The organism is Streptomyces sp. NPDC090741, assembly GCF_044769045.1.
GTDB lineage: Bacteria > Actinomycetota > Actinomycetes > Streptomycetales > Streptomycetaceae > Streptomyces.
On record NZ_JBIVXF010000011.1, the window covers coordinates 219,602 to 244,032 of the forward strand.

26 protein-coding genes are annotated in these 24,431 nt (G+C 70.3%); 9 read left to right on the forward strand and 17 right to left on the reverse strand.

Features of this window, described 5'->3' with window-relative positions; translation table 11 throughout:
• Nucleotides 1-182 (forward strand): hypothetical protein (locus ACIQU4_RS28445; protein WP_403736434.1); only part of this gene is annotated, 182 nt, incomplete at its 5' end.
• A 192-nt stretch (nucleotides 183-374) separates the two neighbouring features.
• Here the strand turns inward: ACIQU4_RS28445 and ACIQU4_RS28450 are convergent.
• Nucleotides 375-1,259: a ParA family protein gene (locus ACIQU4_RS28450; protein ID WP_403736436.1), complete on the reverse strand. Its 885-nt coding sequence runs from the start codon at nucleotides 1,257-1,259 to the stop codon at nucleotides 375-377.
• A gap of 1,491 nt (nucleotides 1,260-2,750) precedes the next feature.
• Here ACIQU4_RS28450 and ACIQU4_RS28455 point away from each other — a divergent pair.
• Entirely contained in the window at nucleotides 2,751-3,032 is a 282-nt protein-coding gene (locus ACIQU4_RS28455; protein WP_403736439.1) for a hypothetical protein, read from the forward strand.
• A gap of 107 nt (nucleotides 3,033-3,139) precedes the next feature.
• On the opposite strand, the gene ACIQU4_RS28460 is transcribed toward ACIQU4_RS28455, so the two are convergent.
• The 3 genes from ACIQU4_RS28460 to ACIQU4_RS28470 all read right to left on the reverse strand — a co-directional run bounded on the left by ACIQU4_RS28460 (nucleotide 3,140) and on the right by ACIQU4_RS28470 (nucleotide 5,192).
• Nucleotides 3,140-3,961 (reverse strand): hypothetical protein, encoded by an 822-nt coding sequence (locus ACIQU4_RS28460; protein ID WP_403736443.1) that lies wholly within the window; start codon nucleotides 3,959-3,961, stop codon nucleotides 3,140-3,142.
• Nucleotides 3,962-4,090: 129 nt separating this feature from the next.
• A complete protein-coding gene (locus tag ACIQU4_RS28465; RefSeq protein ID WP_403736445.1) occupies nucleotides 4,091-4,900 on the reverse strand; it encodes a hypothetical protein in 810 nt (269 codons plus the stop codon).
• Nucleotides 4,901-4,997: 97 nt separating this feature from the next.
• A complete protein-coding gene (locus tag ACIQU4_RS28470) occupies nucleotides 4,998-5,192 on the reverse strand; it encodes a hypothetical protein (protein ID WP_403736448.1) in 195 nt (64 codons plus the stop codon).
• Between the two features lie 385 nt (nucleotides 5,193-5,577).
• Here ACIQU4_RS28470 and ACIQU4_RS28475 point away from each other — a divergent pair, with 385 nt between their 5' ends.
• On the forward strand, nucleotides 5,578-6,534 hold the full coding sequence (locus tag ACIQU4_RS28475; RefSeq protein WP_403736451.1) for a hypothetical protein: 957 nt from the start codon (nucleotides 5,578-5,580) through the stop codon (nucleotides 6,532-6,534).
• 12 nt (nucleotides 6,535-6,546) lie between these two features.
• Nucleotides 6,547-6,939, forward strand: a complete 393-nt coding sequence (locus ACIQU4_RS28480; protein ID WP_403736453.1) for a hypothetical protein — start codon at nucleotides 6,547-6,549, stop codon at nucleotides 6,937-6,939.
• Between the two features lie 82 nt (nucleotides 6,940-7,021).
• On the opposite strand, the gene ACIQU4_RS28485 is transcribed toward ACIQU4_RS28480, so the two are convergent.
• From ACIQU4_RS28485 to ACIQU4_RS28510, 6 genes are all read right to left on the reverse strand, one after another.
• Entirely contained in the window at nucleotides 7,022-7,693 is a 672-nt protein-coding gene (locus ACIQU4_RS28485) for a hypothetical protein (protein ID WP_403736456.1), read from the reverse strand.
• A 162-nt stretch (nucleotides 7,694-7,855) separates the two neighbouring features.
• The gene (locus ACIQU4_RS28490; protein ID WP_403736459.1) at nucleotides 7,856-8,530 is read right to left on the reverse strand and encodes a hypothetical protein; all 675 of its coding nucleotides are present in this window, start codon (nucleotides 8,528-8,530) and stop codon (nucleotides 7,856-7,858) included.
• Nucleotides 8,531-8,612: 82 nt separating this feature from the next.
• Nucleotides 8,613-8,930: a hypothetical protein gene (locus ACIQU4_RS28495; RefSeq protein WP_403736462.1), complete on the reverse strand. Its 318-nt coding sequence runs from the start codon at nucleotides 8,928-8,930 to the stop codon at nucleotides 8,613-8,615.
• Entirely contained in the window at nucleotides 8,927-9,325 is a 399-nt protein-coding gene (locus tag ACIQU4_RS28500; protein ID WP_403736465.1) for a hypothetical protein, read from the reverse strand. The genes ACIQU4_RS28495 and ACIQU4_RS28500 overlap by 4 nt, the downstream gene beginning before the upstream one ends.
• Before the next feature lie 72 nt (nucleotides 9,326-9,397).
• Complete coding sequence (locus tag ACIQU4_RS28505) at nucleotides 9,398-10,753, reverse strand: ADP-ribosyltransferase (RefSeq protein WP_403736468.1); 1,356 nt, start codon at nucleotides 10,751-10,753, stop codon at nucleotides 9,398-9,400.
• A gap of 195 nt (nucleotides 10,754-10,948) precedes the next feature.
• Nucleotides 10,949-12,226: an ADP-ribosyltransferase gene (locus ACIQU4_RS28510; RefSeq protein ID WP_403736470.1), complete on the reverse strand. Its 1,278-nt coding sequence runs from the start codon at nucleotides 12,224-12,226 to the stop codon at nucleotides 10,949-10,951.
• 508 nt (nucleotides 12,227-12,734) lie between these two features.
• On the opposite strand from ACIQU4_RS28510, the gene ACIQU4_RS28515 reads away from it, so the two are divergent.
• The 5 genes from ACIQU4_RS28515 (at nucleotide 12,735) to ACIQU4_RS28535 (ending at nucleotide 15,994) form a co-directional block, all read left to right on the forward strand.
• The gene (locus ACIQU4_RS28515) at nucleotides 12,735-13,265 is read left to right on the forward strand and encodes a GNAT family N-acetyltransferase (RefSeq protein ID WP_403736474.1); all 531 of its coding nucleotides are present in this window, start codon (nucleotides 12,735-12,737) and stop codon (nucleotides 13,263-13,265) included.
• A gap of 2 nt (nucleotides 13,266-13,267) precedes the next feature.
• The gene (locus ACIQU4_RS28520; protein WP_403736477.1) at nucleotides 13,268-14,191 is read left to right on the forward strand and encodes an alpha/beta fold hydrolase; all 924 of its coding nucleotides are present in this window, start codon (nucleotides 13,268-13,270) and stop codon (nucleotides 14,189-14,191) included.
• Nucleotides 14,192-14,656: 465 nt separating this feature from the next.
• The gene (locus ACIQU4_RS28525) at nucleotides 14,657-14,875 is read left to right on the forward strand and encodes a hypothetical protein (RefSeq protein WP_403736480.1); all 219 of its coding nucleotides are present in this window, start codon (nucleotides 14,657-14,659) and stop codon (nucleotides 14,873-14,875) included.
• Nucleotides 14,866-15,297 (forward strand): hypothetical protein, encoded by a 432-nt coding sequence (locus ACIQU4_RS28530; RefSeq protein ID WP_403736483.1) that lies wholly within the window; start codon nucleotides 14,866-14,868, stop codon nucleotides 15,295-15,297. Before ACIQU4_RS28525 ends, ACIQU4_RS28530 begins: the two co-directional genes overlap by 10 nt.
• Nucleotides 15,298-15,526: 229 nt before the next feature.
• Nucleotides 15,527-15,994 (forward strand): hypothetical protein, encoded by a 468-nt coding sequence (locus ACIQU4_RS28535; protein ID WP_403736486.1) that lies wholly within the window; start codon nucleotides 15,527-15,529, stop codon nucleotides 15,992-15,994.
• Nucleotides 15,995-16,057: 63 nt separating this feature from the next.
• On the opposite strand, the gene ACIQU4_RS28540 is transcribed toward ACIQU4_RS28535, so the two are convergent.
• The 7 genes from ACIQU4_RS28540 to ACIQU4_RS28570 form a co-directional block, all read right to left on the reverse strand.
• On the reverse strand, nucleotides 16,058-16,483 hold the full coding sequence (locus ACIQU4_RS28540; protein ID WP_403736489.1) for a hypothetical protein: 426 nt from the start codon (nucleotides 16,481-16,483) through the stop codon (nucleotides 16,058-16,060).
• 77 nt (nucleotides 16,484-16,560) lie between these two features.
• Nucleotides 16,561-16,827: a hypothetical protein gene (locus ACIQU4_RS28545; RefSeq protein ID WP_403736491.1), complete on the reverse strand. Its 267-nt coding sequence runs from the start codon at nucleotides 16,825-16,827 to the stop codon at nucleotides 16,561-16,563.
• Nucleotides 16,828-16,830: 3 nt separating this feature from the next.
• Nucleotides 16,831-19,686, reverse strand: coding sequence for a protein kinase (locus ACIQU4_RS28550; protein ID WP_403736494.1), 2,856 nt, complete (start codon nucleotides 19,684-19,686; stop codon nucleotides 16,831-16,833).
• A gap of 93 nt (nucleotides 19,687-19,779) precedes the next feature.
• Entirely contained in the window at nucleotides 19,780-21,096 is a 1,317-nt protein-coding gene (locus ACIQU4_RS28555; RefSeq protein ID WP_403736497.1) for a PH domain-containing protein, read from the reverse strand.
• The gene (locus ACIQU4_RS28560; RefSeq protein WP_403736501.1) at nucleotides 21,093-21,614 is read right to left on the reverse strand and encodes a PH domain-containing protein; all 522 of its coding nucleotides are present in this window, start codon (nucleotides 21,612-21,614) and stop codon (nucleotides 21,093-21,095) included. The genes ACIQU4_RS28555 and ACIQU4_RS28560 overlap by 4 nt, the downstream gene beginning before the upstream one ends.
• A gap of 149 nt (nucleotides 21,615-21,763) precedes the next feature.
• On the reverse strand, nucleotides 21,764-23,851 hold the full coding sequence (ligA, locus tag ACIQU4_RS28565) for an NAD-dependent DNA ligase LigA (RefSeq protein WP_403736503.1): 2,088 nt from the start codon (nucleotides 23,849-23,851) through the stop codon (nucleotides 21,764-21,766).
• Between the two features lie 27 nt (nucleotides 23,852-23,878).
• Nucleotides 23,879-24,373, reverse strand: a complete 495-nt coding sequence (locus ACIQU4_RS28570; RefSeq protein WP_403736504.1) for a hypothetical protein — start codon at nucleotides 24,371-24,373, stop codon at nucleotides 23,879-23,881.
• Nucleotides 24,374-24,431: the final 58 nt, after the last annotated feature.

Consider the following 24,431-nt stretch of genomic DNA (forward strand, 5'->3'; position numbering starts at 1 on the left):
GGGGTTCCGGCTGGGGCTCGGGCTGGGGCTCGGGCTGGGGCTGGGGTTCCGGCTGGGGCTCGGGCTGGGGCTCGGGCTGGGGCTGGGGTTCCGGCTGGGGCTCGGGCTGGGGCTCGGGCTGGGGCTGGGGTTCCGGCTCGGGCTCGGGCTCGGGCTTCGGCGTGGACACGGGAGGGCTTTGAGCCGCCGCGGCTTCGGGGTGCGCCTGTGGTTCGGTCGGAGGGGACGGTTCAACATGGCCAGTCAGTCCGCCGGCGCCCAGGAAAGACCGGCCGGCAACGTCGTCGGCGCCAGCAAGGAGACCCTGAACGAGAGAGGCGCCATTGCCTTGGAAGTGATTGGGCCGACGCTTCCTGGGTTCGCCGGCGCTACGGCTAGGCAACGTCCGGCTCCGTCTCAATCAGCTCCGGAAGCTCCCACTTCTCGGGAGGCTGCTGGGTTCGCAGGAGGATTTGGTTCGCCAGTTCCCCGTACATCTTCCCTGGTGCATGGCTTGCGTATCGAATCGCAGCGGGCACACCGTGGGCGAAGGAGTCGCTGATGCGGTTGTCGGTCCTCACGTCGGTGATGAAGGGCGCGAGCCCGGCTCCCAGCATCCCGTTGCGGATGTTGACCTCCTGGGACTTCCACTTCGACGGAGGATTGGACCTGTTGAGTACTGCGCCGAGGTACTTCGGGTCGCACTCCCCGCCTGTCCGATCCTTGACGTAGTCAACGGTGCCGCGTGTTGCCGCAGCACCCTTGAGTGCCGGGTATTCAGGCACGGACACGGTGATCACAAAGTCAGCGGCAGCGAGAGCCGTTGCTGAGAGCGAAGAGACTGCGGGAGGGGTGTCGATCACTACGTAGTCGAAGTGGTCCGAGAGTTCAAGCAGCATCCTTCGGAGTACGGGAGTCGACTGGTACCCCTTCTTGTGGATCAGGTCCTGCGCTGCGGTCATCGTCGACTCTTCACAGGCGAGCAGGTGCAGAGTGCCAGTGCCCTCGAAGATGTGCGTGAGCTCGGTCCGGTCGAACCAGATGCTGGACGTGTCCATGTGCATGCCCTGAAGCCGTGCCTGCAGGGCCCAGCCGAAGGAGCGCGGCAACTGGTCCTGGCCCGCGAGGTTGACGCCGAGCGCCGTGCCGGCCTGGGCCTGCGGGTCGAGGTCGACGATCAGGACTCGGGCGCCGAACAAGGCAAGCGCAGCACCGATGTTGACCGTGGTGCTGGTTTTGCCGACTCCCCCCTTCTGAGTCGCGACGGCGAAGACAATCACCGTGGGATCCGCCTTTCTACTTCATTGACTGCCGCTTTGTGGCCGGTGTCGCCAGGTGCGCCAGCCGAAAGTTCCCCTCGACGCGAGGGGAAAATCGGCATAGTTGCCCGAATCGTGTAGGTGAATCTGCGTCTCTTGAGCTCCAGGGCTCTAGTGACACCGGAATAACGCGCACGACCCTAACAGGTGTCGGTCGCGTGGGCGCGTGAGACTCGCCTCAAGGTCGGATGTGCAGGCGGAGGGCTCGGAACCGTCTTCGTGGGATGACCCCTGCGTGCGAGGGCGGGGGCGTTCGGTCATGTGTTCATGGTGGTGTCGGACGGACGCGTGGTTGAGGCCGAATGCAGTGGGCAGGGCGAGATGTACGCGGGTAGGGACGCGGATCTGTGGCGCTGGTCGTCCGGGGGTGGGCGCGAAGCCTGGAAGCATCGTGGCGGCGGCTGACGCGTGGTCGAGTTGTTCCGCTACGTGTAGGTACCGGTGTCGCGACGGCACCGTGGTGACTTGGTTGCGCGCGTGAAAGGGACGCGGTGCGACAAGCAGCATGCGGGCTGGCGGGTAAGCCCGCACTCTCGCTCAGCCGATCGCCGGTTTACACGTTCCTATGGAGAAGTGCGACATAGATTGGATGAACCGCGTAGCGCATGACCGAGTGCTGTTCAGTTAGCGAGTGCAGAAGATACGTCGCTCCCCTGCTGGATGGTTGCTTCGCCCGATCGTGCGTGATGCAGAAGGTGAGCAAGTTCCTTCGCGACACACCAGGACGGCGCGTTCTATGAATCGGACGTTCGCTGATTGCCTGCGCAGTTGTGCAGCCCGACTGCGAGTAGGACGGGCGGTGAGCGAGGCGGAAAGTGAGTGACATCGCCCGTTAGTAGCGTGGACGCTCCGCTAAATCGCCACAGACTTCGAAACGGAGAGACGTGCTCAGCAACGTCGTTCGTTAGATGGTTCGTTGCAGCGTTGCAGATTACGTTGCAAGTTAAGTTCTAGATTATGTAGCTCAACACGTAGCGATCGTCGTTCCAACTATCATTGCGTCTGTAGTAGTAGTCGACGTTGTATCTATCGTTGCAGCGGTAGCGCGCTGATTGTCGCAGCTCTCGTTGCAGTCATCGTTGCAGTCGCTGTGGCGCCTCGCCGTCACCCTTGGGCGCTCCTCGTAGCAGTAAACGTCGCAATTATCGTTGCAGCCATCGTTGCAGTACCAAGTCGGGATGCGTGCAAAGTTCATCCCGCCATTGTTGCTCTCATCGTTGCAGCCAATGTTGCAGCTCGAAGAAGAAATGTGCAGGTGGGGCGTCAGATAGAGCAGCCGCGAGTAGAAGAAGCGCGGGCAGCTATCGTCACGGCTGTCAGCTGCCGTGTGGTCGGTCCAGGCGGCAGTGGGCGCGGCGCAACGCAACAAACTGCTGTCCGTGTCGGTTCGGCGCAGGGCTAGGAACGGCCACGCAACTGCCACTCCCGACAGCCGCCGAGCTGCTGACTGCGATGCCCCACGTTCCGGAATCGCACCTGCTTCTGAGAGGTCCCTCGCACATCGCCGACTGCGTCTACTTCTCCACGATCTCGGACGAGGGACGGCTGCGGGCGATCCAGGCAGAGCTGCAACTCCGGTTGACCGGAGTCAACGAGGGGCAGGTACGCCCGCGCGCGGAAGGGTTCACGATCCAGTACGGCCCGCTCGCATGGCACGTTCGGCGCGACGGCTGGCCGCTGGAGCAGATCACCATGCGTAGCGGGCACGCCCGCGCCCGATACACGGGACCCTAGCGACCACGCGCCTGTAGGCCGGCGCCCGTTCGTGGTCGAGACCGACCCGCGGCCGCGCAGCATCCGAGGTTGCTGCTGTGCTCCGCGGGTCACGTGTCCGGCGCGGGCTACGTGGCGAGGTCTTCTGAGGTGAACGCCGCGGCGAACAACCTCTTCACGTTCTCGATCGCCTCTGGGATGCCGGCCTGGTCTTCCCACTGGTCGGTGGATGTGCCGGGCAGGGAGGCGAGGAGGGAGTCGTGGAGGTGGTGGGCGGCCGGGGTAAGAGAGAGCCGGCCGTCGTGCTGGTCGATGAGTCCGCACACGATGGCGGCGCGGACGTCGTCGTTCGTGCCAACGCGGGAGGGCATGTAGCGCCAGGGGCTGCCTTCGGCGATGCCGCGGATGATGCCCAGGACATCGAGGGGCCAGTACAGGTCGTGGGGGTCTGGAGCCGACTCTGCCGCGGCTGCCAGCTTGGCGAACCGCGTCTCGACGGCGTCTCGGTCGGTTCCGCGGACGTAGAGGTTGAGCGTGCCCGCCGAGCGGTCCTCGAGCCGGCCGTCTGCGGCCCGCTCGGTGTAGTTGCTCTCGAAGTCCCAGGGATGCAGCACCAGCAGGCCGGTGTCGGTCAGACGCCGGCGCGGGAGGAATCCCGCGTAGGCGACATGCCGGGAGTACACCGTCGTCCTTTCGGGCAGTGCGGTGCGCACCGCGCGCGTGCCCCCGGGCTGCTTCGCCCAGTCGGCCAGCGACCAGGTCTCCACGGTCGCGGCGAGGGCGTCGGCGTAGGAGTCGAAGCCCTCGGTGCGGGCTTCGGTGATCGCCTGGTCGTGGTCGGTGTTCCAGTGGTCGGCGAGGACCTGGGCGTGGCCGGCGTCGGCGAAGGCAACCTTGTGGTGCCCGATGACGGTGACGTGTACGTGCGCTGCTGCAGGAGTGGAGGGCATTCGGTCTCCGAGGATGGGGGTGGATCCGGTCTGGGCTGGGCGTGGGGCGGCGTCTGCGGGGAGGAGGTGTGCGTGAGCTGGGCGCTGGCACGCAGGGCGGGGCAGGTCGAGCTCGTCGGCCGGCGCAGGTCAGGACGTGGTGTCCCCGGCGCTGCCGGCGGCCTGGGCGTGGCGGGCGCCCTTGTCGAGGACGGTGACGACGAGGTCGGTGGTGTTCCCTTCCTTCTGCTCGGCCTTGGTAAGTGCACGGGTGCGGACGAGCTTGTGGTCGACGAGCCTGTCCAGGGCGCTGGTCAGGTCGGGCGTCTGCGAGCCGTAGTGCACGCGGATCCTGGCGTCCGGGAGGACCTCGACGAGGGCCTCTTTTACGGCGGAGGTGGTGTTGGCCGGCGTGCCCTCGCGGGCGGAGGTGACGAGCGCGTCCAGGAGGGCGCGCTCGGCGGGGGAGAGGCCGAGGTCCTTGACCGGCCGGCCGATGCGCCGGCTGTGCTTCTTCTCGGCGTAGGTGCGGACCATGGCGGCCGCGAAGACCGAACCGCTGGCCAGGTCCTGGACGGCGACCAGCTCACCGCGTTCGACCAGGCGCGCGATCTGCTGCTTGTGGACGTCGAGGATGGCGGCGGCCTCGGTGACGCCGGCGAGTTCGGGCACCTGGGGCTCGGCCTCACGCCGTTCGAACTCGGCCTCGGTGAGCACCTCGACGCCGACGATGGTGTCGGGCAGACCCAGCCCGTGCACGGCGTGGCTGGTGACCTTCACGGCCTGGGCGAGGGCGTCCAGGACGGTCTCGGCGTTGACGAACAGGCGAACGGAGAGGTTGCCGTTGGCGGCCGGCCCGACGCCGGGCGCGTGGTCGGCCAGCGCCTCCATCAGGTCGCCGTAGTGGTCCGGGGAGACGCCGCGGGCGCCGAACTCGACGTACACGTTCGTCGTGATCATGGTGTGGGGTGCTCCTTCTGCTGGGTGGTGCGGGCGGTGGGTGACGGCGGACGGCTGAGGCCGGGTGCCGGGGCGCTGGGCCCCGGCACCCGGCCGGTCAGGGCTTGAATCCGGCCTTCTTGAGGTAGGCCAGGCAGTTCTTCAAGGAGCGTGGATCGCTGGGAGTGCCGGGGAGCACCGTCACGAACGTGTTGCCCTTGTGGACCTGGTAGTGGCCGTTCTTCGTCGGACGGGTGCTGAACCCCTGCTTCTCGATGGCCTTGATGAGCTGCTTGACTTCCTTGCTCGCCACATTCTCCCCTAACAGTGAACGCCGTCAACACATATGTTGTCAAAAACTGTTCATGCTGTCAACACTTATGGTCGCTCATGGGGGTATGTGGGGCCGGGGAATCTGGTGAGATGCCGACGGCGCTGGCCCCACCGTGTTGAACACGTCGAAGGGTGAGTGGGGTTGGGGGGAGACGTGCAGCCCAGTGCAGCGGCGTCGGGGTCGCTGGCGTCGGCACGCCCGGCGGCCCGGCCGCGGCGAGCACGCTCACGTCGGAACCCAGCCAGATCTCTGGCCGAGAAGCAGCCTCCAGCGGTGGACCGGGCGTCGATCTCAGCAGGATTGTCAGCGCCGTACGCCATGCTGACCCGCCCAGCGGCGGCGTCGACGAGAGGACGAAGGGGCGATGGAGGAGCAAGAGTTCGCTGTCGAGATCCCTGCGATGGAACCGGGCTCGGTGAAACCGTGGCGGAAACTGCTGCGGGCTCTGGACGAGTCCAAGCGGGGCGCGATGAGCTGCGAAGGGGACTGGCTGGAGGCCGGCGCCTCCTACGCGCTGCCGGCAGGCGCTGTGGTCGTACTCTGCGACCCCCTGCCTGAGGGAGGCAGGAAGCGCGTACGGATCTGGCGAGTGGAGAGCGACGGCACGCCCAAGGTGGAACGTGACTCCACCCTGTCCTCTGCGAGCGCCTTCGGCGCCTCAGTACGCGGCACATTGCGCCAGATTCTGGAGCAGCACCCGGTCCGAGTCGGGGCTGTGCGGCAGCTCACGCCAGCGCCTGCGCGTCCCAACGAGCGCAACGACTCATGTTCGCGATGCCACCAACCGGTCGCCGCACGCGAAGGCATCCTGGCCCGTAGCCCCCGCGGCTTCATGGAGGCCCAACACCAGCCGGGCCAGTGCCCACCCGCACCCCCGAAGCCCGGTGCCACCGACCATGCCGCCCAGAGGCCGGCTTCCAAATCGCCGGGCGCGCGGCCCAATGCCCGGGAGCAGGACTGCAGGCTCTGCGGGAACGTGGTGCCGGCCGGCGCCGGGCTCCTGGAACGCAGCAGACGATCCTGGGACGTGAGGCACCCCGACGGGGAGTGCCCGCCGAGGGTGGAGCTGTGGGAGATCGACCGGGGCATGCCCGGCCCTTATCGAGCCCGGCCACAACGCTGGGCAGCCCCGGGCACCGTGCTGCGCAGCACGATCTACGATCACGGACGGCCCTTCCCCGGCGATGCCCCGGGCTTCCGGCGCCAGCGAGACGGCGTCGTGACGGCGATCGTCACCACGGTGCGCGAGCGACGCCCGGAGTACTGCCGCGACGAGGAAGGGGACAACCCGAGTTGCCTGATCGGCGAGGACGGCTGGTAGTTCCGCATCCTGGTGCGCCCCGCCACGGAGGAGGAGGCGGCCGAGATTCTGGCCGCCGAGGCCCTGGCCATGCGCCGCGCCACGCTCGTCCAACGGCGGCTCCGCCTGTTCGAGCAGGCCGCCGACGGTGAGATCCCGGACGCGGCCGACCTCACCGGCACGGTTCAGGTCGACTTCGGCGCGATGCGCTCGTTGACCCGGCACTGGCCCGACGACGAGCTGCGGGTGGACGAGGATGCCGGCATCGCCTGGTTCCTCCGCTACAACGGCCACGACGGCGACACGTGGGCTGCCAACAACCACGGCCGGTTCATCGCCCGGAAGATGCCGCTCACCCCTGACCGCTTGCAGTTGCTTGCTGACCTGCGCCGCGAGTACTCCAGCGGCCGGGAGTCCCACAGCTGATGGGCCGCGGGAAGCAGCGAACCGGCCCGCCGTGCTGATGGCAGGCCGGTCCGGAAGCGGGTCGGGGCTTGCCCCCTCGTGGTCAGCGCCCCAGGAGCGCGAGGACGCCCAGGAGGCCGTCCAGAGCGTACTCGGCGACGGAGCGTCGCTGCCGTCGCGTGAGCGAGCGGAGGTAGGCGTCCAGCCGCCCGGCCTCGAAATGCGCTTCGCCGAGGCTCCCGGCGACGTAGGTGATCCGCGCAGCCGCTTCGCTCGCGTGACGGGGCGCCTCGAGCAGGATGGCGGAGCGCCACGCTTCAAGGGCCTCCTGGCCGGTCAGACCCCGTCGCTCGCCTGTGAACTTCGACGCGTTGGCGGCCCAGTTCACGACCAGGGCAGCGAGGGCAAGGATCTGTCGGTTCGTGTCGATGGCAGCCGTGGTCACGAGGGAACAGGGCTGGCACCGGGCGACGTGAGCGGCGAGCAGCCGGTCGGCGAGAGACTGGCCCGTGCCAAGGCCGTCCGGAACCTCGTGCAGGCCCCCTGCCGGACAGTCCCTGACCGCCGCGTCAGGCATCGGCTGGGCGTCGGGCCGCCCGTGGAGTCGCCCGTCTGTCATCACACCGCCCTGGCTGGGGAGGTCGGCGCCGTCGCTATGCGTCCGTCCCGCGGCGATCGCGTCGAGTTCCGACTGGCTCAGCACCATGGAAGTCGTGCACCGGGAGTGACCGAGGATGATGATCTCGACTCCGGAGCCCGTCAGAACCGTGATCACCGCGTCCTCGACGGCCGGCCGACCGACTGCCCCGCAGGCGTAGCACTCGTAGGCGTCGGGGATGCCGCTCCCGGATCGCAGAGCCGTGCAGTTCGCAGGCCCCGCGCCGAGCTCACGGTGTGCATTCACCCATGTGGGTCACGTTCCCTGCCCGGATCGGCATCAGCTGCCTGCGTGTGCCAGACGGCGCATGATCGTCATCAGCTCGTCCGGCGGCTCGATGCTCATGGTGCGGGTCTGCGGGTTGAAGGCCGTGATGGAGGCCAGTTCGCCGGCGCGCCACCAGAACACCCTGGGCGAGATCGGTCCGGGACCGTCCTCGTAGGCGCCCTGGCCGAACTGCGCGAGGGCGTTGACGGCCTCACCCACGTGGCTGTCGGCGAGCGGGTAGAAAACCAGGTTGTGCCGGTTCGGAACGGTGAGCAGCACACCCTCAGCCGGGACATCGGGCCCCCCGGCAGCGGCCACCGCCTCTTCGAAAACGAGTGCCTTGCTGGCCGCGAACACCGACTCCGGGTGGCCGAGGATGTGGAGGACAGCGCCGCCGGGGAGGCCGATGGTGTCGTAGTCGGCCGGCTCGGCGAGCAGGTTCGCGCGTGCGGCCGAAACGAGTGCGCCCCACTCGAAGAGGGCCACGTCGCGGTCACTGAGGACGCGGACGTTGTCCGGGGTGTCGAGGGCGATGCCGGCCAGAAGGTCCGGTGCCAGCGGGCGCAGGTAGGTGAACTGCCCGCGGGCATCCTCGGGTATCGATTGCGCGGCGACCAGCCGCATATACACGCTGCGCAGGGGGTCCGGTGCGGCACTGTGGCCGGGATGGGTCGACAGGTCGGTCATGTGCGAGTCCTTCTGGTGTGCGAACAGCCGCGGCAGGTACCGGGCTCGGCGGCGCTGTGTCGTGTCGGTGGCGAGCGCTGACCTACAGGTGGAGCAGGTCGCGGGCGCTGTCGGGCAGTTGGGTTGTCTTGGTGGGCTGGTCGAGGAAGTACTCGCGGATCCGCTGGAAGAGGATGTGGTCGATGGTGACCGGGGTCGGCGCCGCCGGCAGGCCGAGCTCGGCGCGGGCCTCGTCGTCCAGGTGCTCGGCGAGCGCGCTGTAGTCGGCGGCCTCGGCTTGGGCGGTCAGCTCCTCGAAGGAGGGCCGCTCCTCCTGCGCCGGGGCCGGGCGGACCGGGCGGGGCGCCGGCTGACCGGCCATGCGGGACTCGGAACGCGGGGTCTGGGGCTGCTGGCTCATGCGCTGTTCTCCTGTTCTGCGGGCTGGGTGCTTCGGATCTGGAAGATCCGCTTTGCGCTGAGGTTGGCCTGGTGAGCGATGGCGTCGGGCGTCCAGTGCGGGGCGTAGCGGCGGATCAGCTCGTCCCGTAGCCGTTCGGCGGTTTTGATCGCCTTGGCGGCTTCCGCGATCTCGGCCAGTTCGGCGAGGTCCGGGGCGCCGTCCGGGCCGCGCAGGCAGCGGGCCACCACCTGCCATCCCCGATCGAGTGGGACCCCCGCGTCGTCGGTCTTGATGCGCAGGGCCTCGATGTAGGCGGTGAGGTCGTCGCGAGTGAAGCGGCGGCCACCAGCGAGGACGAGGTGCTCGGCGTCCCCTTCGTGCAGGGCGCGGACGTCGGTCCAGGTGAGGGCCATCTCCCCTCCCTTCTAACGTCTAGTTGATTAGATTTTACCATTCCCCTTTCGTAAAGTCAAATGCGTTAGATATTAGTGGCGGGGGATGTCCTTGGTGTCGACCATCTGGACGACCATGCAGTTGTGGCCGTCGACCCTCACGTCTTGCTGGACGCCGACCACCCGGTACGTGCTGCCTCGCGGCATCAGTCGTTCCCTCTCAAAATTGCCGTGCTCGGACACGTAGGCCACCGCGGCGCCACGGCTGGAGACGACCTCGAAGACCACCCGGTGCCGAGCCACCCCGTTCTGGCCGGTCTTCTCGTCCTGCCAGTACGCCTGGCTGAAGCGGGCGCCTACCTGCGGACAGTGGGAGACCGACATGTATGAGTCGTCCTTGTAGTCCTGTCCCACCTGGAAGTTGGACCGGACCCAGCTGTCCACGGCGTCGGCCCTGCGCACCTCCATCGGCGGGGTGAACCCCCTGTAGGTGGTGCGAGGCGTGCCGGAGCGGCCCGCCTTCTCGAGCGCCGAGTCCAGGCCGGCGGACACGGTGCGCATCGGCACGTACAGCCCGTCGACGTCCTCATCCATCGACCGGCCGCTGTAGAGATGGGCGTTGATCTGCTTGTACTCCTCGCCGGTGTACGTCGCGACCCAGGACGACTCTTCCTGGCTCAGGCCCGCAGCCCACGCCTTCGACTCCGGTACCAGCGCCGCCGCCTGATCGCTCGGCAGGTAGTTGCGGTCGTGCCGGTCGCCCAGCCCGTGCCGCTCCCACGGCCGTCCTGGAACCCCGGTACGCGCCGTGTTGAGGATCTGCTCGGCCTGGTCGACGGGCACCCGGTCGTAGACGACCGCCCCGTTCTCGACCCGGTACGGCCACGGCGAGCGGGCCAGCGCCTCGTAGCGGTCCCGGTCCAGGGTGCTGAACGCGATCCGCGCGTGCGGGTGCTCGTCCTCGTCACCGGGGTACACGGTGACGACACCGCTGTGGCCGGGCTGGCCCCAGGCGACGGACTGTCCGCCGTCCTGGCGGGGTACGAACTTCGCCTGCCCGCCGGCACCGGTGGCCTGGGCAAGTGCGGAGGCCGCCCGTACGTGCTCGGGGAATTCCGGCAGCTCGGCCGGCATGGAGTGGTCGGGCCCGGTCGGCTCGTCGGGCTTGCGGGTGGGGCCGAGGGCGAAGGCGTGCCGCGGGTCAGCCGGGTTGGGCTGTTTCGTCGCCGCCCCCGGGTTGGCCAGCAGCGTGCGCGTGGCCTCGGCGCACTGCCGCGCGTGGCCGGCGTACTGCGCCGCCTTGTCCTCGTCGCCGTCCGCGACCGCCTGCTTGGTCTTGTCCGCCCAGGTCTGCGCCTGCGCGTAGGTGGCGGCCGCCGGGTGACCGGAGCCGGCCGCGGCCACGTGCTGCCCCAGCTGCGCCGAGGCGGCCCGGGCCGCGGAGCGCACGGCGGGATGGGAGGAGGTGCACCGCCGACCGCCGGCGGCAAGAGTTCGGCACACGTTGCGGGTTCTCACTTTCCCGCACCGCCCACGGCGGCGCGCATCGGACCTTGATCACAAAGTCCGATGAGCGTGCGGGCGCGGGCCTGTGGACAGAGTCCGCCGGCCCGCGCCCGCGAGATACGCCGAAAGACGGTCCGGTCAGTGGCGGGGGACGTCGTGGACGTCGGCCATCTGGATGACCACCTTGTTCTCCCGGCCGATGGTCACGTTGTCCTGGATGCCGACCACGTGGAAGGTCGAGCCCCGCGGCATCAGCCGCTCCCGCTCTTCGTTGTCGAACGCCGAGACCGATGCGACGGCTGCCCCACGGCTGGAGACGATCTCGAAGACCACGCCGTGCGAGGCGATGCCCTCCTCACCGGTCGATGGCGAGAACCACTTGTTCCTGGAGAAGCCGCCGGCGACCTCTGGGCAGTGCGAGACGGACATGTACGAGGGATCCCGGTAGGTACCGCCGACCTTGAAGTTCTCGTGCGCCCACTCCAGAACCCGGTCCGCCCGGCGCACATCCATCGGAGGCTGGTAGCCGCGGTAGGTGATGTGGGGTTGTGCCGGCCGCGGCGCTCGTGCGATCGCGGCGTCGAGGTGATGCGTTACCTCGCGCAGGGGCACGGTCATCCCCGCGACCGTCGTCTCGCGCGGCTTCCCCTCATACAGGTGCTTGTTGACCTCGTAGAAGTCGTGCCCGGTGTACCCGGTGACGTACTCCTCCTGGTCCTCGCTGAGGGACTGCGACCAGCGGAAAGACTCGTCCTCGAGCTCCGCGGCATCCTCATCCGGCAGCTCGTCGCGGTTGCGCCCCGCGGTCAGCCCATGGCGCCGCCATGGCTTGGCTGCCTCGCCGGTCCGCGCCGCCGTCAGGACCTGCTCGGCTTGGTCGGCCGGCAGCCGGTCGTAGATGACCGCGCCGGCCTCCGTGCGGTACGGCCAGGGCGAGTCGGCCAGCGCCTGGTAGCGGTCCTCGTCCAGGTCGGTCAGGACGACGCGGGCGTGCGGGTGCCCGTCCTCGTCGTCGTCGCCGGGATAGACGGTCGCGGCGCCGGCGAACCCTTCTCCGCTCCAGGCGATGGTCTGGCCGCCGTCACCGCGGCCGACCACCTCCGCGTCGCCGGCGCCCGCGGCCACGCCCAGCGCCTTCGCCGCCCGGCCCTCTGGAAGCTGCTGCCAGCTGTCGTCCTGCCCGCCGGCATCCCCTACGACCGGATAGGCGACGTCGGCGTCCGGGTCATCCAGCAGCTCGCGCGATGCCCGCCCGCACGCCTGCGCATTCTCGGCGCACTCGCGGGCTCGCTCGTCATCACCGTCCCGGGCGGCATCCCGGGCCTGCTTCGCCCACAACTGAGCCTGGTCCAGGGCCTGCTCCGCCGGATGCCCAGGATCGGTGAAGGCAACCTCCTGGACGAGTTCGAACGGCACGGCCCGCTGCGCGGCTCGGACGCTGGGGTGGGAGGAGGCGCACCGGCGCCCCCCTTGAGGAATGGATCGGCACACGCGTGCCCTCGCTTTCCCCGTGCCGCCGGCCGATCAGCGGGCACGGGCGTCGGTCGGACCAACAAGATCCGAATCACGGTGCGAGAGACACCTTGTGGACAGAGGCCGGGCCGATCATGAGGAGGCGGCTGTCTGAAGCTCGCGGGGCCTCCCGTGCACAGGAGGCCCGCGACACCGCAGCTGCCGAGCTGCGCCCGTGATGTCGAGCAGACCGGCGGGGGAGCAGGGGGAGCCCGCGATGTCGTGCGGCATGCACCCCGCAGACGGCGAACTCCGCCGCTGCCTCGAAACCGCCGCGCATCCGCCCCCAGCTGGCGCCGGCGCCGGATTTCCGCTGCCGCGACCGCTATCCACAGGCCGCCGCCCCGAACCTACCGGGGGTAACCGGCTCGCCTCCGTCCGGGCGTGCCCTCAACGAGCCGAAGGATCAGCCATGCCCGGCCCTGGAACCACAGCAGCCCCTCCGAACACGCACGCCGGGATCCCGCACCCGCCCGGCCGAACCCGAAGAGCTCACCTCGGCGACCTCGACGCTGTCAACGCCCTGCACCACCGGTGCTCCTTGGCAACCCGCTTCGCCCGCTACGCCAGCCCGCGGCGCGAGCTGAAGCCGTCCGAGTGGAGCCGCCTGGTACACCCGGCGGCCGGCACCACCTGGCTCACCACCGACCACCACGACCCCGACACCGTCATCGCCGTCATCCACCTGCTCAAGACCCGCACCCCCGGAACGTACGAACTGGCCCTGCTGGTCGACGACCAGTGGCAGGGACGCGGGCTGGGGACCTGGCTCACCGAGCAGGCCCTGCGCACCGCCGCGGACGAGGGCTGCCACACCATTACCGCGGCGTTCGGCGCGGGCAACGAGCGAGCTGCCGCCATCCTGCGCCGCCTCGGCATCACGATCCCCGCACCCGACCTCGGTCTGATCGAGGTCACTCTCCCCCTCGACACAAGGAGCTGACCGTGCCCCTTCTGCCCAACGCGAGCGCCGAGCTCCAGCGCCCGGACGGCGCCCGCCTCGCCCTCTACCTCGACGGCCCCGACGACGCCGACCTCGTCGTCATCATGGTCCACGGCTGGCAGGCGGCCGCCTCCATATGGAGCGAGCACGTCCGCCAACTCCCGCGGCGCCGCACGCGCATCGTCCGCTATGACCAGCGCGGACACGGCAATTCCACGGCCGGCCGTGCCACACCCTCAATCCCCCTGCTGGCCGACGACCTGAAGGCCGTCATCACCGCGTCCGCCCCAGGACGACTCCCGGTCGTCCTCGTCGGACACTCCATGGGCGGCATGGCCGTCCTCGCGCTGGCCGCCCAGCACCCCCACCTCATCGGCGACAAGGTCCGCTCCGTCCTCGTCGCCTCCACCACCAGCGGCGGCCTGGACCTGGCCGAGCCCCGACACCCCCCGCTCACCCGGCTGATCGGCCTCGCCCGCCACACCATGGCGGCAGCGTGCATCGTCGCCCCCCGGCCGGCAGCCCGCCTTCGCGAACTCGTCCGCCCCCGCCCCTACCCGCAGCCCCCGATCGACCACGCGGCCCGGTGGTTCAAAGCCCTCATGCGCCACGACGTCGCGGGCCAGCTCACCGCGCTCGCCCGCATCCCCGTCCACGTGCTCGTCGGCGAGAACGACCACACCATCCCCCCGATCCACTCCCTCCGCATCGCCGCCCAGATACCCACCGCGCAGCTCCACGCCGTCGCCGACGGCGGACACCGCCTGCCCACACGGAGCCCCGAAGCGTTCCTCGCCGCACTCGAACGGGCCTGCCAGGACGCCGAACCGGGCCGAGGAACCTGGAAGCACCGCATAGCCCGCCGCGAGCGCCCCCGGTCCGCCGCCACGCCACCTCCCCTTGCGAGCGAAGCACGCAGCGGCTGAGACCGCAGCGCGAAACAGCAAGGTCAGGCCCAAGCTGCGCCCATTCGTATGCTCATCGCCGTGCCATACACGGCATGAGAGGCCGACCGGTCATGCTGGTGTCCCCCTGTGGTCGGCGGGCGGCAGGAGCGGCGCAGCGGGCCGGACCTCGGCCCGAGTTCCTGCCGCCCGCTCAGGGCCGCACACCAGCCCGCCCCACGGCAGAAGCGTCGTTCGGCTCACCGGCAGACCAGCTCGACAAAGCCGGTGCGGGGAGGACCCGGCGACGCAAGGCCGAACCCGACCACCATGAGCCGTCCGCGGCACTTCCTTGCACCCAGGCAGTGACCAGCCCGAACTGCTTCGCCCCTCCCGTCACACCAGCCTCAACTTCGGCAAGTAACCCAATCGAGCACGAAGTAGTTGCCCGGACGCGCCTAGAGGCACAAGGCCCCGCCGGGGCCCCGGACTCGTGGGGACGAGCAGATGACCAAGATGACCAAGCACGCGGTGAACTCCGACTTCGTGACGGTGGGGGTGGCACAGCGTCCGGGCACGGAGCCGCCGTGCGCGGACGGCTGGGACGTCCAGCGGAGCGGGGCCAAGGTGTGTGCCGCGGTGGTGGACGGCGCCGGACACCACGAGGCGGTCGTCCGGTACGCAGCGATCGCGCCTGCGGTGATGACCCACATGGAATGCCCCTAGGCGGGCTGGCCGGGCTGATCACCGCCGGACAGATGGCACACGCGTACGGCACCCCGCCGCACGCCTCCGCCCTCTACGCCTGCATGGAGCCGGGCTGGCTCACCAGCATCCACTGGATCGGCGACTGCCGGGCCTACGGCTGGGACGGAACGGCCCTCACCCAGTGGTCCACCGACCAGACCATGGGCCCGGCCCCAGCCACCTGCCGACAGGTGGAGATCCCCGAGGAAGTTCGCCTGGTCCTGCTCGTTTCCGACGGTCTCTCGGACCAGGTGGAACACGAGGCGGCCGAGGAACTCTGCCGCAGTCACGAAGCTGATCCCCAGGGCCTGGCCGAGGCCCTGGTTGCCGCTGCTGAGACGGCAGAGGACGGCTACCGCGACGACACCACCGGCATCGCACTGCTGATGCACAGGGCCTGACCTCCCGGTACCTCCCGTGGTGGGGCCTGCGGCAGGGCAGCCGCAGCGGGCCGGACCCCGGCCCGACCCTTGCCGCCGCCCAGGGACCGCCCCTGTCGCCAGCCCCAAGGAGCAGAAGCTCAGCTCATCGAGGGAAACAGGACCGGTGAAGGTGCGTAGCCAGGGGACATGGTCTGTCGTTGCCCCCCCCGGGGGGGCCATCTGAACACGAACGAGATGAGGCACCTGGATGAGCACGGCGGCGGCGCAGGGCATGGCATGGTCAGCCGGGATGTCGCAGGACCGGCTGGCCTGGTACGCCATCCAGGATCCGCGCGACGAACTGCGCCCGAGGCCAGCCGGCCCGCTGATGCCCAAGATGCTGGCCGTACTGCTCGCGGCCGGTCTCCCCGTGGTCAAGGCCGCCAGCCCGATGCGGATCCGCGAAGCCCACGGCTGGAGGCTGAACCTGCACCGAGACACCCAGGAGATCAAGGTGCACATGCCGGGGGAGGCCGAACCGCTACTCACGCTGCCGGGCGAGGTCCCAAACCGGTGGGACTACCTCGCGCAAAGGGTGGGATATGTCGTGCTGTACGCGGCGGACGACCTGGGGCTGCCCCGTCGTACCGGTGAGCAGGAGCAACAGCGCCAGTTGACCGCAGCGGCACAACGAGGCCGACTGATTGCAGCCTCCATCGCTTACACGGCCACGTAACTCCGGCAGTCACCGCCAGGCTGTGAAGGTAGCCCTGGCCAATTCAGAGCTTCGAACTCCCGATCAGAGCTTGAACCGCCTGGGCCGCCAGGTCCATCCGGCGCCCAGGACCGCCTGCCGCAGGGCGTTTCCCATCACGCGTGTATCCAACGTCGTGACCCTGCGGCGGCGTCCGTCAGAGCCGCGCTCGTATGTCCACTCCACGGTGAAGCCTCCCCCGCGGCCGTACTCGCGCGACGCCGACAGCCGGCCCCTGGTGCTCGACCGCTGCACCTGGAGGGCCCGCACCTCGCGCCGGTGAGGGTCCAGCCGCATGCGGATGCTCAGACGCAGGTCCACGTCCTCGCCGAAAGAGCGGTGCTGGATCCGCCAGTTCGCTATCAGGTCGGCCTTCTCCGAAGGGCTGGCGAGGCGCACACGGTAGGGCGCCTCCGGACCGCTCACCGCGAGGACTGCGTCACGGACCGCGGCCGCGGTGAGCGGTGTCACGCCGCCTGCAGGGCGCCTGGTGCCGTTCAGTCGTTCGAAGAACCCCATCGGGTCAGCCTACGGCGATCAGTCCACGATCATGGGCAGTCGCCCTCCCAGTCGAAGTACAAGGCGTCACCCGCCCTGGGCCCGTACAGGGCACGCCCCCCAGCTCCGTAGTGTCCGCCTTCGCTGATGAGCGCGGCGCCCTCGGCGAGGTCGTCCGGGCCCCAGCCGGTGATGTCGAGCAGCAGGCCGTCCTGCGGGCCGCCCACCAGTTCCATGTAACTGTGCCCGGGCTGGGGTCCGGGTTCCGGGTCGTCGTGGTCGGCGCCGTAGATCCGGCGCCCTCGCGGCTTTCCCATGCCTCATCCCATTCCGGCTATGGCATCGTGGATCGCGCTGCGCAGAGACACATCGACCGTCCGCTCGTCGACGAGCTCGTGGAAGTGCCGGGCGCTGTACGGATGCTGGCGCAGGACCGCGGCGACCACGGCCGCCGCCTGCCCGTCCAAGGAGCGCAGCCATCCCTTGATCGAATTCTGTGCGTTCCACTGGTCGCACGAGCCGTCCCACTCGCACATGCCGTCCGCCGCGACGTCCAGGAGTGCCCAGTGCTCTTCCAGCGTGGCCAGCGAGGCAGCGGCCAGGAGCCAACCGATCGCCCGGTCCATCTCGCCCCACTGCGCCCAGTTGCCCTGCCCGTCGCCGCGGGAATGCGCGGCGAGGGCCCTGACCACCGCCGTGGCCCGGGACACGTCCGACAGCAGCGCGGGGCCGACGACCTCGACGTCGAGCGCGGTGACCGTCTCCAGGTAGAGCTCGTAGTCGCCGGGCCGGTCGGCTGCCAGGTCGAGAAGCTGCCCGGCTGCCGATGCGTCGCCGCCACCCGCGGCCTCGAGTAGCCGGCGGGCGCGGATGATCGGCAGCCCGGCGGCCGGGGCGGTCTCCTTCTCGACCAGGTCGAGGAAGGACGCGATGTCCTGGGGCCGCAAGGAAGGGTCGAGGTGCGTGGCCCGGCGCACGACTCCGTACCACGGGCCCGGCGGCGGAAGCAGCGGGACGTTGGGCTGGGGCCAGGTACCGGTCAGAATCCACCCGATGAGCTGGCCCAGGCTGTAGATGTCGCTCGCGAAGGTGGCCTCGTGCGCGCCGGCTGACAGCTCCGGGGCGGCGAACCCCTCGGTGCCGATCGCGCTGTTGGTCAGGATCCCGAGGTCGCTGGTCTGGCCGCGCGGCCGGCGCACGATGCCCCAGTCGGCCAGCACCCACCGGTCCTCCAGGTACAGGACGTTGGACGGCTTGATGTCCCGGTGCAGCCACCCGTGCTCGTGCGCCGCCGCGAGCGCCGCGGCGACGGCATCCACCAGGACCCGCAGCCGCCCCGGCTTCAGGAGCTCCGAGCGTCGCTCCTCGGCGGTGGCCTGGGCCATCGGCATCACGAACCAGGAGTGGTCTGGGCTGAAGTCGAGGACCGGCATCACATGGGGGTGGCCGCCCAGCCGTTGCGCGAGCTCGATCTCCCGGCGCATACGCCGACGCTCCCGCTGCCCCTGCCCCAGGCGGCGCTTGAACGCCACATCGATGCGCGACGCCTTGTGCATGGCGCGGAACACCGCGGCCTGCCCGCCCTCCGCCATGGGTAGCCGTGCCATCCGGTAGTCCTTCTTCTCTCCACGGGCGGATCCGCTCACCTGGCCGTACTCCTGCACGCGCGCCCCGGCTGGGCCGGTGTCCCCGCTGCCGGACTCGGCGGCCGGCCGGTGGGCGGCGATCCTGACCACCACAGGGCGCACCCGGGAAGGATCGCTGTCCGGGAGGGAGGCGAGCAGGAAAACGGGCCCGTCGGCACCGCCGTTCTGGGCGAGGCCAAAGACCTGGGCGAGCCGGAGGTCGGCCACCGTCTCCGCCGAGCACTCTGCCACGAGGGTGCGGTGCAGCAGGACGCGGTTGCCCGACCCATCGGTCGAGGCGCTGAGCACGCTGCCGCGCCCGTCGGCCGACAGGTACGCCGGGTAGTGCCCGGCTGTCGGAATCCACTGCTCGCGCCGGCCCGCATCCGTGCTCCGGGCCAGGTCCACCACGGTGCTGTGCCCGCCCGCGGCGAGGAAGAAGCGGCGCCCGTCCAGCCATACGGCCGACCGGACCGCTGCCTCGAAGGCGATGGGGTAGCGCAGCTGGTCGCCGAGCATTCTTCCGACGCGGGTCAGAGCGAGCGTGCCGTTACCGGCGCCGAAGGTGACACCGCAACCGGAGAGCACCCACGGCTCCCCGCCGGGACCCGCCAGCAGCTGCGCACCCTCCTCGAAGGCACCGGCCAGGACGGTCAGGGCGCCATCGTGCCAGCGGACCAGCGCCGGCCCGCACATCACCAGTAGCGCATCGTCGCTCTGGAGGAGCGGCGTCCCATGACACCCGGACAGCTCCAGGCGCCAGCGCGCCGCCCCTCGTGTACCGACTTCCATCACGCCGTGAGCGCCGGTGATCAGCAGGCTGGTCCTGCCGGACCCCGAACGAGCTGTGAGGCCGGAGGGGGGATCCGCCAGGGCTCGCACGCCAATGAAGAGCAGCTCAGCGGTCAGCGGTGCCTGGGCCTGCATCTCGACCCGCACCGTCGGGCTGATACGCGCTGAGGGCGTCATTGACCATGCACGGTCCGGAGGGCGGGAGGCGGTGAGCAGCTGAGCGAGCGGGACGTGCGGCCGGCGCTGCCGGAAGGTGTCGCGGATCAGTTCCGGAAGGGGCCGCAGGCCGGCCACGGCCGCGTCCAGATGGGTTCGGTCCAGCACCACGCCGAAAGCCCGCACGGCATCCTCGGCCCGGTCCAGATCCTCGTCGTCGGGCGTGACCGTGTCCGTCCACCACAGCAGCGCCCATCGCTCGGATTCCCTTCCCGACCGGCGCGCGGAGATCACCGCCCCGCCCATGGCATCCTTCGGGCCGACGGCCAGGCTGAGCAGATAGTCCCGCCCTTCGTACTCGAAGCTGAGCCCGGGCAGTCCCTCGAGGTCGACGCGCTGCACGGCGCCGTCGGCGACGACTTGACGAAGGAGAGCGGCCACCAGATCGGCGAATGCCTCGTACCTCTGCGCGTCGGTCGCGGTGTCGTCCTTGGCCCACTGCCCGTAGTCGGCCAGCAGCGCCCGTGCTTCATCCACGCTGTTCGTGTTCTCCCGCTCCCCGGTGCCGGCGCCCGGGGCCAGCATGAGCGCATTGTGTCCCATCGCGGCAGCGTGGCGCCGGAGTTCGCTGGTGCTCGCGTGCAACGGCGAAGCCGGGGTGGCACAAGGCCACCCCCGGCTCGGGGACGAAGACAGTCAGGTCAGACCGGCACGGCGCCGCCGTGCTGGGTCTGCGGCTTCGGGTGCAGACCCAGCACGGCGGCGCAGGTCGGCAGTGATCGCGATTGCCTCGGCCGCATCGCGGTGACAGGCGGCCGCCGCCTCGCCGCCGGCGAAGTGGATCCACACGGTGGCCAGGGACAGGCGACGTTGCCACGGGCCCTGAGCGGCCACGACCTTCTGGATCTTGTCCACCGGGGCGAGGTGGATTTCGTTGCGCAGGAACATCCCCCGCCACACCGAGACATGACCGCTGTCCACCCGGTAGGACAGTGCCCTGCTGAACGCGGTTGCCCAGCAAGCACGACGCGGCGCGGGCTCCGAGGCGTTCATGACCTCCACCGCCCGCTGGCCGAGGAGCTCGGCCACCAGCCGCTCGGCTTCCTCCCGGGTGGCGACCGGCGCGAGGATCTGGGGCTGCCGGTATCCGGCGGTGGCAACCAGCACCCGCACCCAGTCCCGGCCGCGCCACAGCCACGGCTGCTCCAGAACGACGGCCTGGGTACGGGCGTGGCGGAAGGTCTGGTGCCGGGTGTCGAACAGGCCGAAGTCGGCGCGGTAACCGCCCGGCTCCCGGGTGAGAGTCCACCCGTGCCAGCGCGGCCACAGCCTTCCGGTCATCCGCCACACGGGCCCGAGCACGCCCGCCACGGACAGTAGGGCAAACGGCTCCTTCGACACCGCGTACGGCACCAGACCGGACACCAGCAGCAGGACGGCCTTCAGCATCGTGCTCGCGTCCATCACCAGCGACAGGGCGAGCGTCTTCGGCTGCACCGCCAGCAGCACCTGCCCGCCCTCCTCGTGCGCCGGCTCACTCCCCGGCGCACGAGGTGCGAGCGCATCGGCGGACATCCGTTCCACCAGCGCCGCGCGCAACTGCTCGGCCTGGTCGTGGTTCAGGTAAGCCAGGTTATTGCTCTGGCCGGACACCGACAGGTGCAGCGTGCACACCTCGAAGAGCCGTCCCAGCAGCGGCCGGTGGATGTCGGCGGCCTGGAGGTGCTTCAGCTCGAACCGGCGCCGACGCTGGAAGAGGATCCCCGTCCGGTAGTGCAGGGCATCGGCGGTCAGCCGGTAGGAGGTCACCCTCCACGACCCGTACGCCGCACCGGCCAGGGAGACCAGCGCGGCCACCAGCACCAGGAACCACCGGGGCCAGTGCTGCGCCTGGCGGAACCACTCGGGCAGGTCCCGGAAGACGAACGCCACGACCGCGCAGGTCAGTGCCCAGGCCCGGCGCCACGGCGTGACCGGGTGCAGCCGGCCCTCGATCACGGCGGGCTCGCTCACAGCGACACCTGCCGTTCGGTGGCGAGCCGGGTCAGAGCGTCCCGGATCTCCTCCGCCTCGGCGGTCGGCACGTCGTGGACGACGAGCTGGTGGAACGTGCCGGCGGCCACCTTCACGGTGGCCAGCCCGAACCTGCGCTGCAGCGGCCCGGACCCGACCTCGACGGTCTGGATCCGCCCGTACGGCAGCGCGGACAGGTAGCGGCGGAACAGCCCGCCGCGGTAGAGCAGTTCGTCCTCGGCGAGGGTGTAGCCGCTGATCGCCCAAGCGGCCTTGAGCCGCCACCAGCGGAACGCGGCGCCCGCCAGCAGCGCGCCGGCGAAGGCCAGGCCCGGCCAGGCCGGCACGGACGGCCGCGCCAGCGGCACGAGCAGACCGAAGACGCCGGCCACGACCAGGGCTACGGGGAGCACCGCGATCGTGAGCTTCCAGCGCCACACGCTCAGCGCGGCCCGGGGCAGGGCGGTGAAGGTGACCGACGCGGGCGCCAGGAGCGGCCCGGGCTGGACGCGGGACATCAAAGGAGGACTCCAGGGGTCGAGGGGATTCCGCTGGGATTCCGCGAGTGCGACGACCACGCGGCAAAGGAAAGAGGAGGTGGGGAGCTGCGGCTGCCTGCTCGCGTGTCGGGGCGGCCCTATCCAGGGCCGCCCCGACTCGGGGAGCGTCAGGGGCGATCGGCAGCTACGGCGCCGACGGCGGCGTCGAGGAAGGCGGCGACCTGTCGAGCGAAGTCGTCCTCAGCGATCACGGTGACGCCGAGATTCTCGGCCTTGGCCACCTTGGACCCGGCGCGCTGCCCGACGACCAGCAGGCTCGTCTTCTTGGTGATGCTCTCCGAGGGGTTTCCGCCCGCCGCCTTGATCAGCTGCCGCATCCCGGACCGGTCGAGCTTGGCGAGCGTGCCCGACATCGTCCCGGTCACCACCACCGACATCCCGGACAGCGGCCCCTCCGGCCCGGTGTCCCCGTTCTCCTGCGGGCGCGGTCCGGTCAGGTTGACGCCCGCCGCAGCGAGCTTGGCCACGATCGGGGCGAGTCGCGGAAACTGGGAGACGATCTGCCGGGCCTTCTTGACGCCGATGCCGTCCACGGCCATCAGCGCGACGGTGTCGGCCGCCAGGAACGCCTCCATGGAACCGAAGTGCGCCGCCAGACGCTCCGACAGCTCCCGGCCGGTGCCCGCCACCGCGAGAGCGGCCAGCACCCGGTGCAGCGGACGGGACTTGGACGCCTCGATCTGCGCGGCGAGCTTGTCCGCGAGCACCACGCTGTCGCCAGTGGCCTTCCTCAGCTGCGCGGGGGAGAGGGCGAAGAGGTCACCCACGTCCGCGACGTGCCCGCCGTCGATGAGACCGGCGATCACCGACGGGCCCAGCCCGTCGATGTCCAGCTGGTCCCGGTGGCCCGCGTAGTGCAAGGCCGACGGCAGACCACACGCGGCCGTGCCCACGGCGGTCGCCGCGCACCGCCACCGCTTCTCGCGCCGGTCCAGCGTCCCACCGCACTCCGGACACACCGACGGGATCTCGATCGGCCGCATCGCCTCGGTGCGCAGGTGCACGACCGGCGCGAGCACACGCGGGATCACGTCCTGGGCCTGGATCACGGTCACCGCATCGCCCAGACACAGCCCCAGCCGCTGGATGTCCGCCACGTTGTGCAGCGTCGCGGAGGTGACCGTCGTCCCTCCGAGCTCGACCGGCGCGAGGACCGCGCGCGGCGCCAGGACACCGGTCTTGCCGATGCTCCACTTCACGTCTTCCAGCGTCGTGATCCGCTCGGCCGGGGCCAGCTTGTAGGCCGCCGCCCACAACGGGGCCCGCGCGTCGCTTCCCACCGCAGCCTGCTGGATCAGCGAGTTCGCCTTGATGACCACGCCGTCGATGCCGAACGGCAGCCCGGCGCGCTCCGCCGCGGTCTTCTCCACCAGCTGCTGCGCCTCCTCGACCGTGGCGACGACGCGCAGCCCGTGCGGGGTGGCCGCCGTGGTCTGCACCCCGGCAAAGGCCACCTGCTCCATCAGCTGCGCCTGGGTCTCCACCGGCGGCAGGGGCATACCGGTGCCCAGCGGCAGGGCGACGGCGTGGTACGCGAAGAAGGTCATCTCCAGCCGGTAGGGCCGGTTGGTAGCGCGCAGCGTGCCCGCGGCGGCGGCCCTCGGGCTGGAGAACAGCTTCGCGCCGTGCTGCGCGCGGATGGCGTTCGCCTGCTCGTACTGCTCGTAGGTGAAGACCACCTCGCCCCGCGCCTCGAAGGTGTAGGGCTGGGCGAGCTGTTCGGGCAGACCGGTGATGGTGCCGATAGCGTGGCTCACGTCGTCGCCGTGCCGGCCGTTGCCGCGCAGCAGCAGCTCGACCAGACGACCGTCGACGTAGCGGGCGGCCAGCGCCACGCCGTCGAGCTTGTTCTCCACCGTCAGCCCGCAGAAGAGGGCGGTGTCGAGCTTGGCGTACCAGGAGGCGAGTTCCCCGGGGGTGGTGACGTTGTTCAGGGAGCCCATGGGCACGGTGTGCGCGACGGCGCCGGGCGCGAGCGCGCCTTCGGCGACCTTCCCGGCTGGGGAGTCCTCGCTGACGTGCTCGGGGTGCGCGGTCTCGTACGCGGCGACGTCCTGGCGCAGGAGGTCGTAGGTGGCGTCGTCCAGCGGGCTCTCCCCGCTGATGTGGTACGCGGCCGAGGCGCGGCGGACGAGGGCGATGGCCTGGGAGTAGTCGTCGCGGCTGGCCAGGGCGGTGCCGGTGGCGAGGGTCAAGGGCAAGGTCCTTACGGTCGGGGGCGGTCAGGTCGCGTTCACGGCGGCGGGGCCGGGGCTTCGGGCGGGCGAGGGCGTCAGACGCAGAGCCTCGGCGCGGCCGTCGGCGTACAACTCGGCGAGCCCGTCCGGCATCGGCGTCGGTTCCGGCAGGCGGGCTTCGGCCACGCCGCGGGCGTAGGCGGCCTGTCCGACGGTCTGCGCGATGTCCTCGTCCCAGTCCTGCCAGGGCCACCGGCCGATGGCGTACCGGCCGTGCTGGTCGGGGTTGACGGTTTCGCTGCCGCCGGTGCCGTCGTAGTCAGCCGTCCAGTCGAAGTGCAGGCGGTCGCCGTCCCAGGCTGCGGTCAGGCCGCAGGTGTCGCGGTGGAGGTCGTGCACGATCTGCTCGGCGGTCGCGCGGGTGAACAGCGGCGCGTCGTACGGGTTCCACCGTGCGGGGGCCAGCCCGGCGTAGGGGCCGTAGGCAGTGGCGTCCGGGGTGAAGAGCTGAACCGACCAGTCACTGCGGTCGCAGGTCATACGCAGGAGCTCCGGGGTGGTGGCGGAAGAAGCCGTGGAACGGGGGTGGTGTCCCCCT

What these genes read in the sequence shown, in the direction of transcription:
- ACIQU4_RS28545 (WP_403736491.1), bottom strand. Translation starts at nt 16,827, where the DNA reads ATGGGAAAGCCGCGAGGGCGCCGGATCTACGGCGCCGACCACGACGAC.
- ACIQU4_RS28495 (WP_403736462.1), bottom strand. Translation starts at nt 8,930, where the DNA reads ATGAGCCAGCAGCCCCAGACCCCGCGTTCCGAGTCCCGCATGGCCGGT.
- ACIQU4_RS28475 (WP_403736451.1), top strand. Translation starts at nt 5,578, where the DNA reads ATGGAGGAGCAAGAGTTCGCTGTCGAGATCCCTGCGATGGAACCGGGC.
- ACIQU4_RS28455 (WP_403736439.1), top strand. Translation starts at nt 2,751, where the DNA reads ATGCCCCACGTTCCGGAATCGCACCTGCTTCTGAGAGGTCCCTCGCAC.
- ACIQU4_RS28530 (WP_403736483.1), top strand. Translation starts at nt 14,866, where the DNA reads ATGCCCCTAGGCGGGCTGGCCGGGCTGATCACCGCCGGACAGATGGCA.
- ACIQU4_RS28535 (WP_403736486.1), top strand. Translation starts at nt 15,527, where the DNA reads ATGAGCACGGCGGCGGCGCAGGGCATGGCATGGTCAGCCGGGATGTCG.
- ACIQU4_RS28570 (WP_403736504.1), bottom strand. Translation starts at nt 24,373, where the DNA reads ATGACCTGCGACCGCAGTGACTGGTCGGTTCAGCTCTTCACCCCGGAC.
- ACIQU4_RS28460 (WP_403736443.1), bottom strand. Translation starts at nt 3,961, where the DNA reads ATGCCCTCCACTCCTGCAGCAGCGCACGTACACGTCACCGTCATCGGG.
- ACIQU4_RS28490 (WP_403736459.1), bottom strand. Translation starts at nt 8,530, where the DNA reads ATGACCGACCTGTCGACCCATCCCGGCCACAGTGCCGCACCGGACCCC.
- ACIQU4_RS28525 (WP_403736480.1), top strand. Translation starts at nt 14,657, where the DNA reads ATGACCAAGATGACCAAGCACGCGGTGAACTCCGACTTCGTGACGGTG.
- ACIQU4_RS28550 (WP_403736494.1), bottom strand. Translation starts at nt 19,686, where the DNA reads ATGGGACACAATGCGCTCATGCTGGCCCCGGGCGCCGGCACCGGGGAG.
- ACIQU4_RS28465 (WP_403736445.1), bottom strand. Translation starts at nt 4,900, where the DNA reads ATGATCACGACGAACGTGTACGTCGAGTTCGGCGCCCGCGGCGTCTCC.
- ACIQU4_RS28515 (WP_403736474.1), top strand. Translation starts at nt 12,735, where the DNA reads ATGCCCGGCCCTGGAACCACAGCAGCCCCTCCGAACACGCACGCCGGG.
- ACIQU4_RS28560 (WP_403736501.1), bottom strand. Translation starts at nt 21,614, where the DNA reads ATGTCCCGCGTCCAGCCCGGGCCGCTCCTGGCGCCCGCGTCGGTCACC.
- ACIQU4_RS28500 (WP_403736465.1), bottom strand. Translation starts at nt 9,325, where the DNA reads ATGGCCCTCACCTGGACCGACGTCCGCGCCCTGCACGAAGGGGACGCC.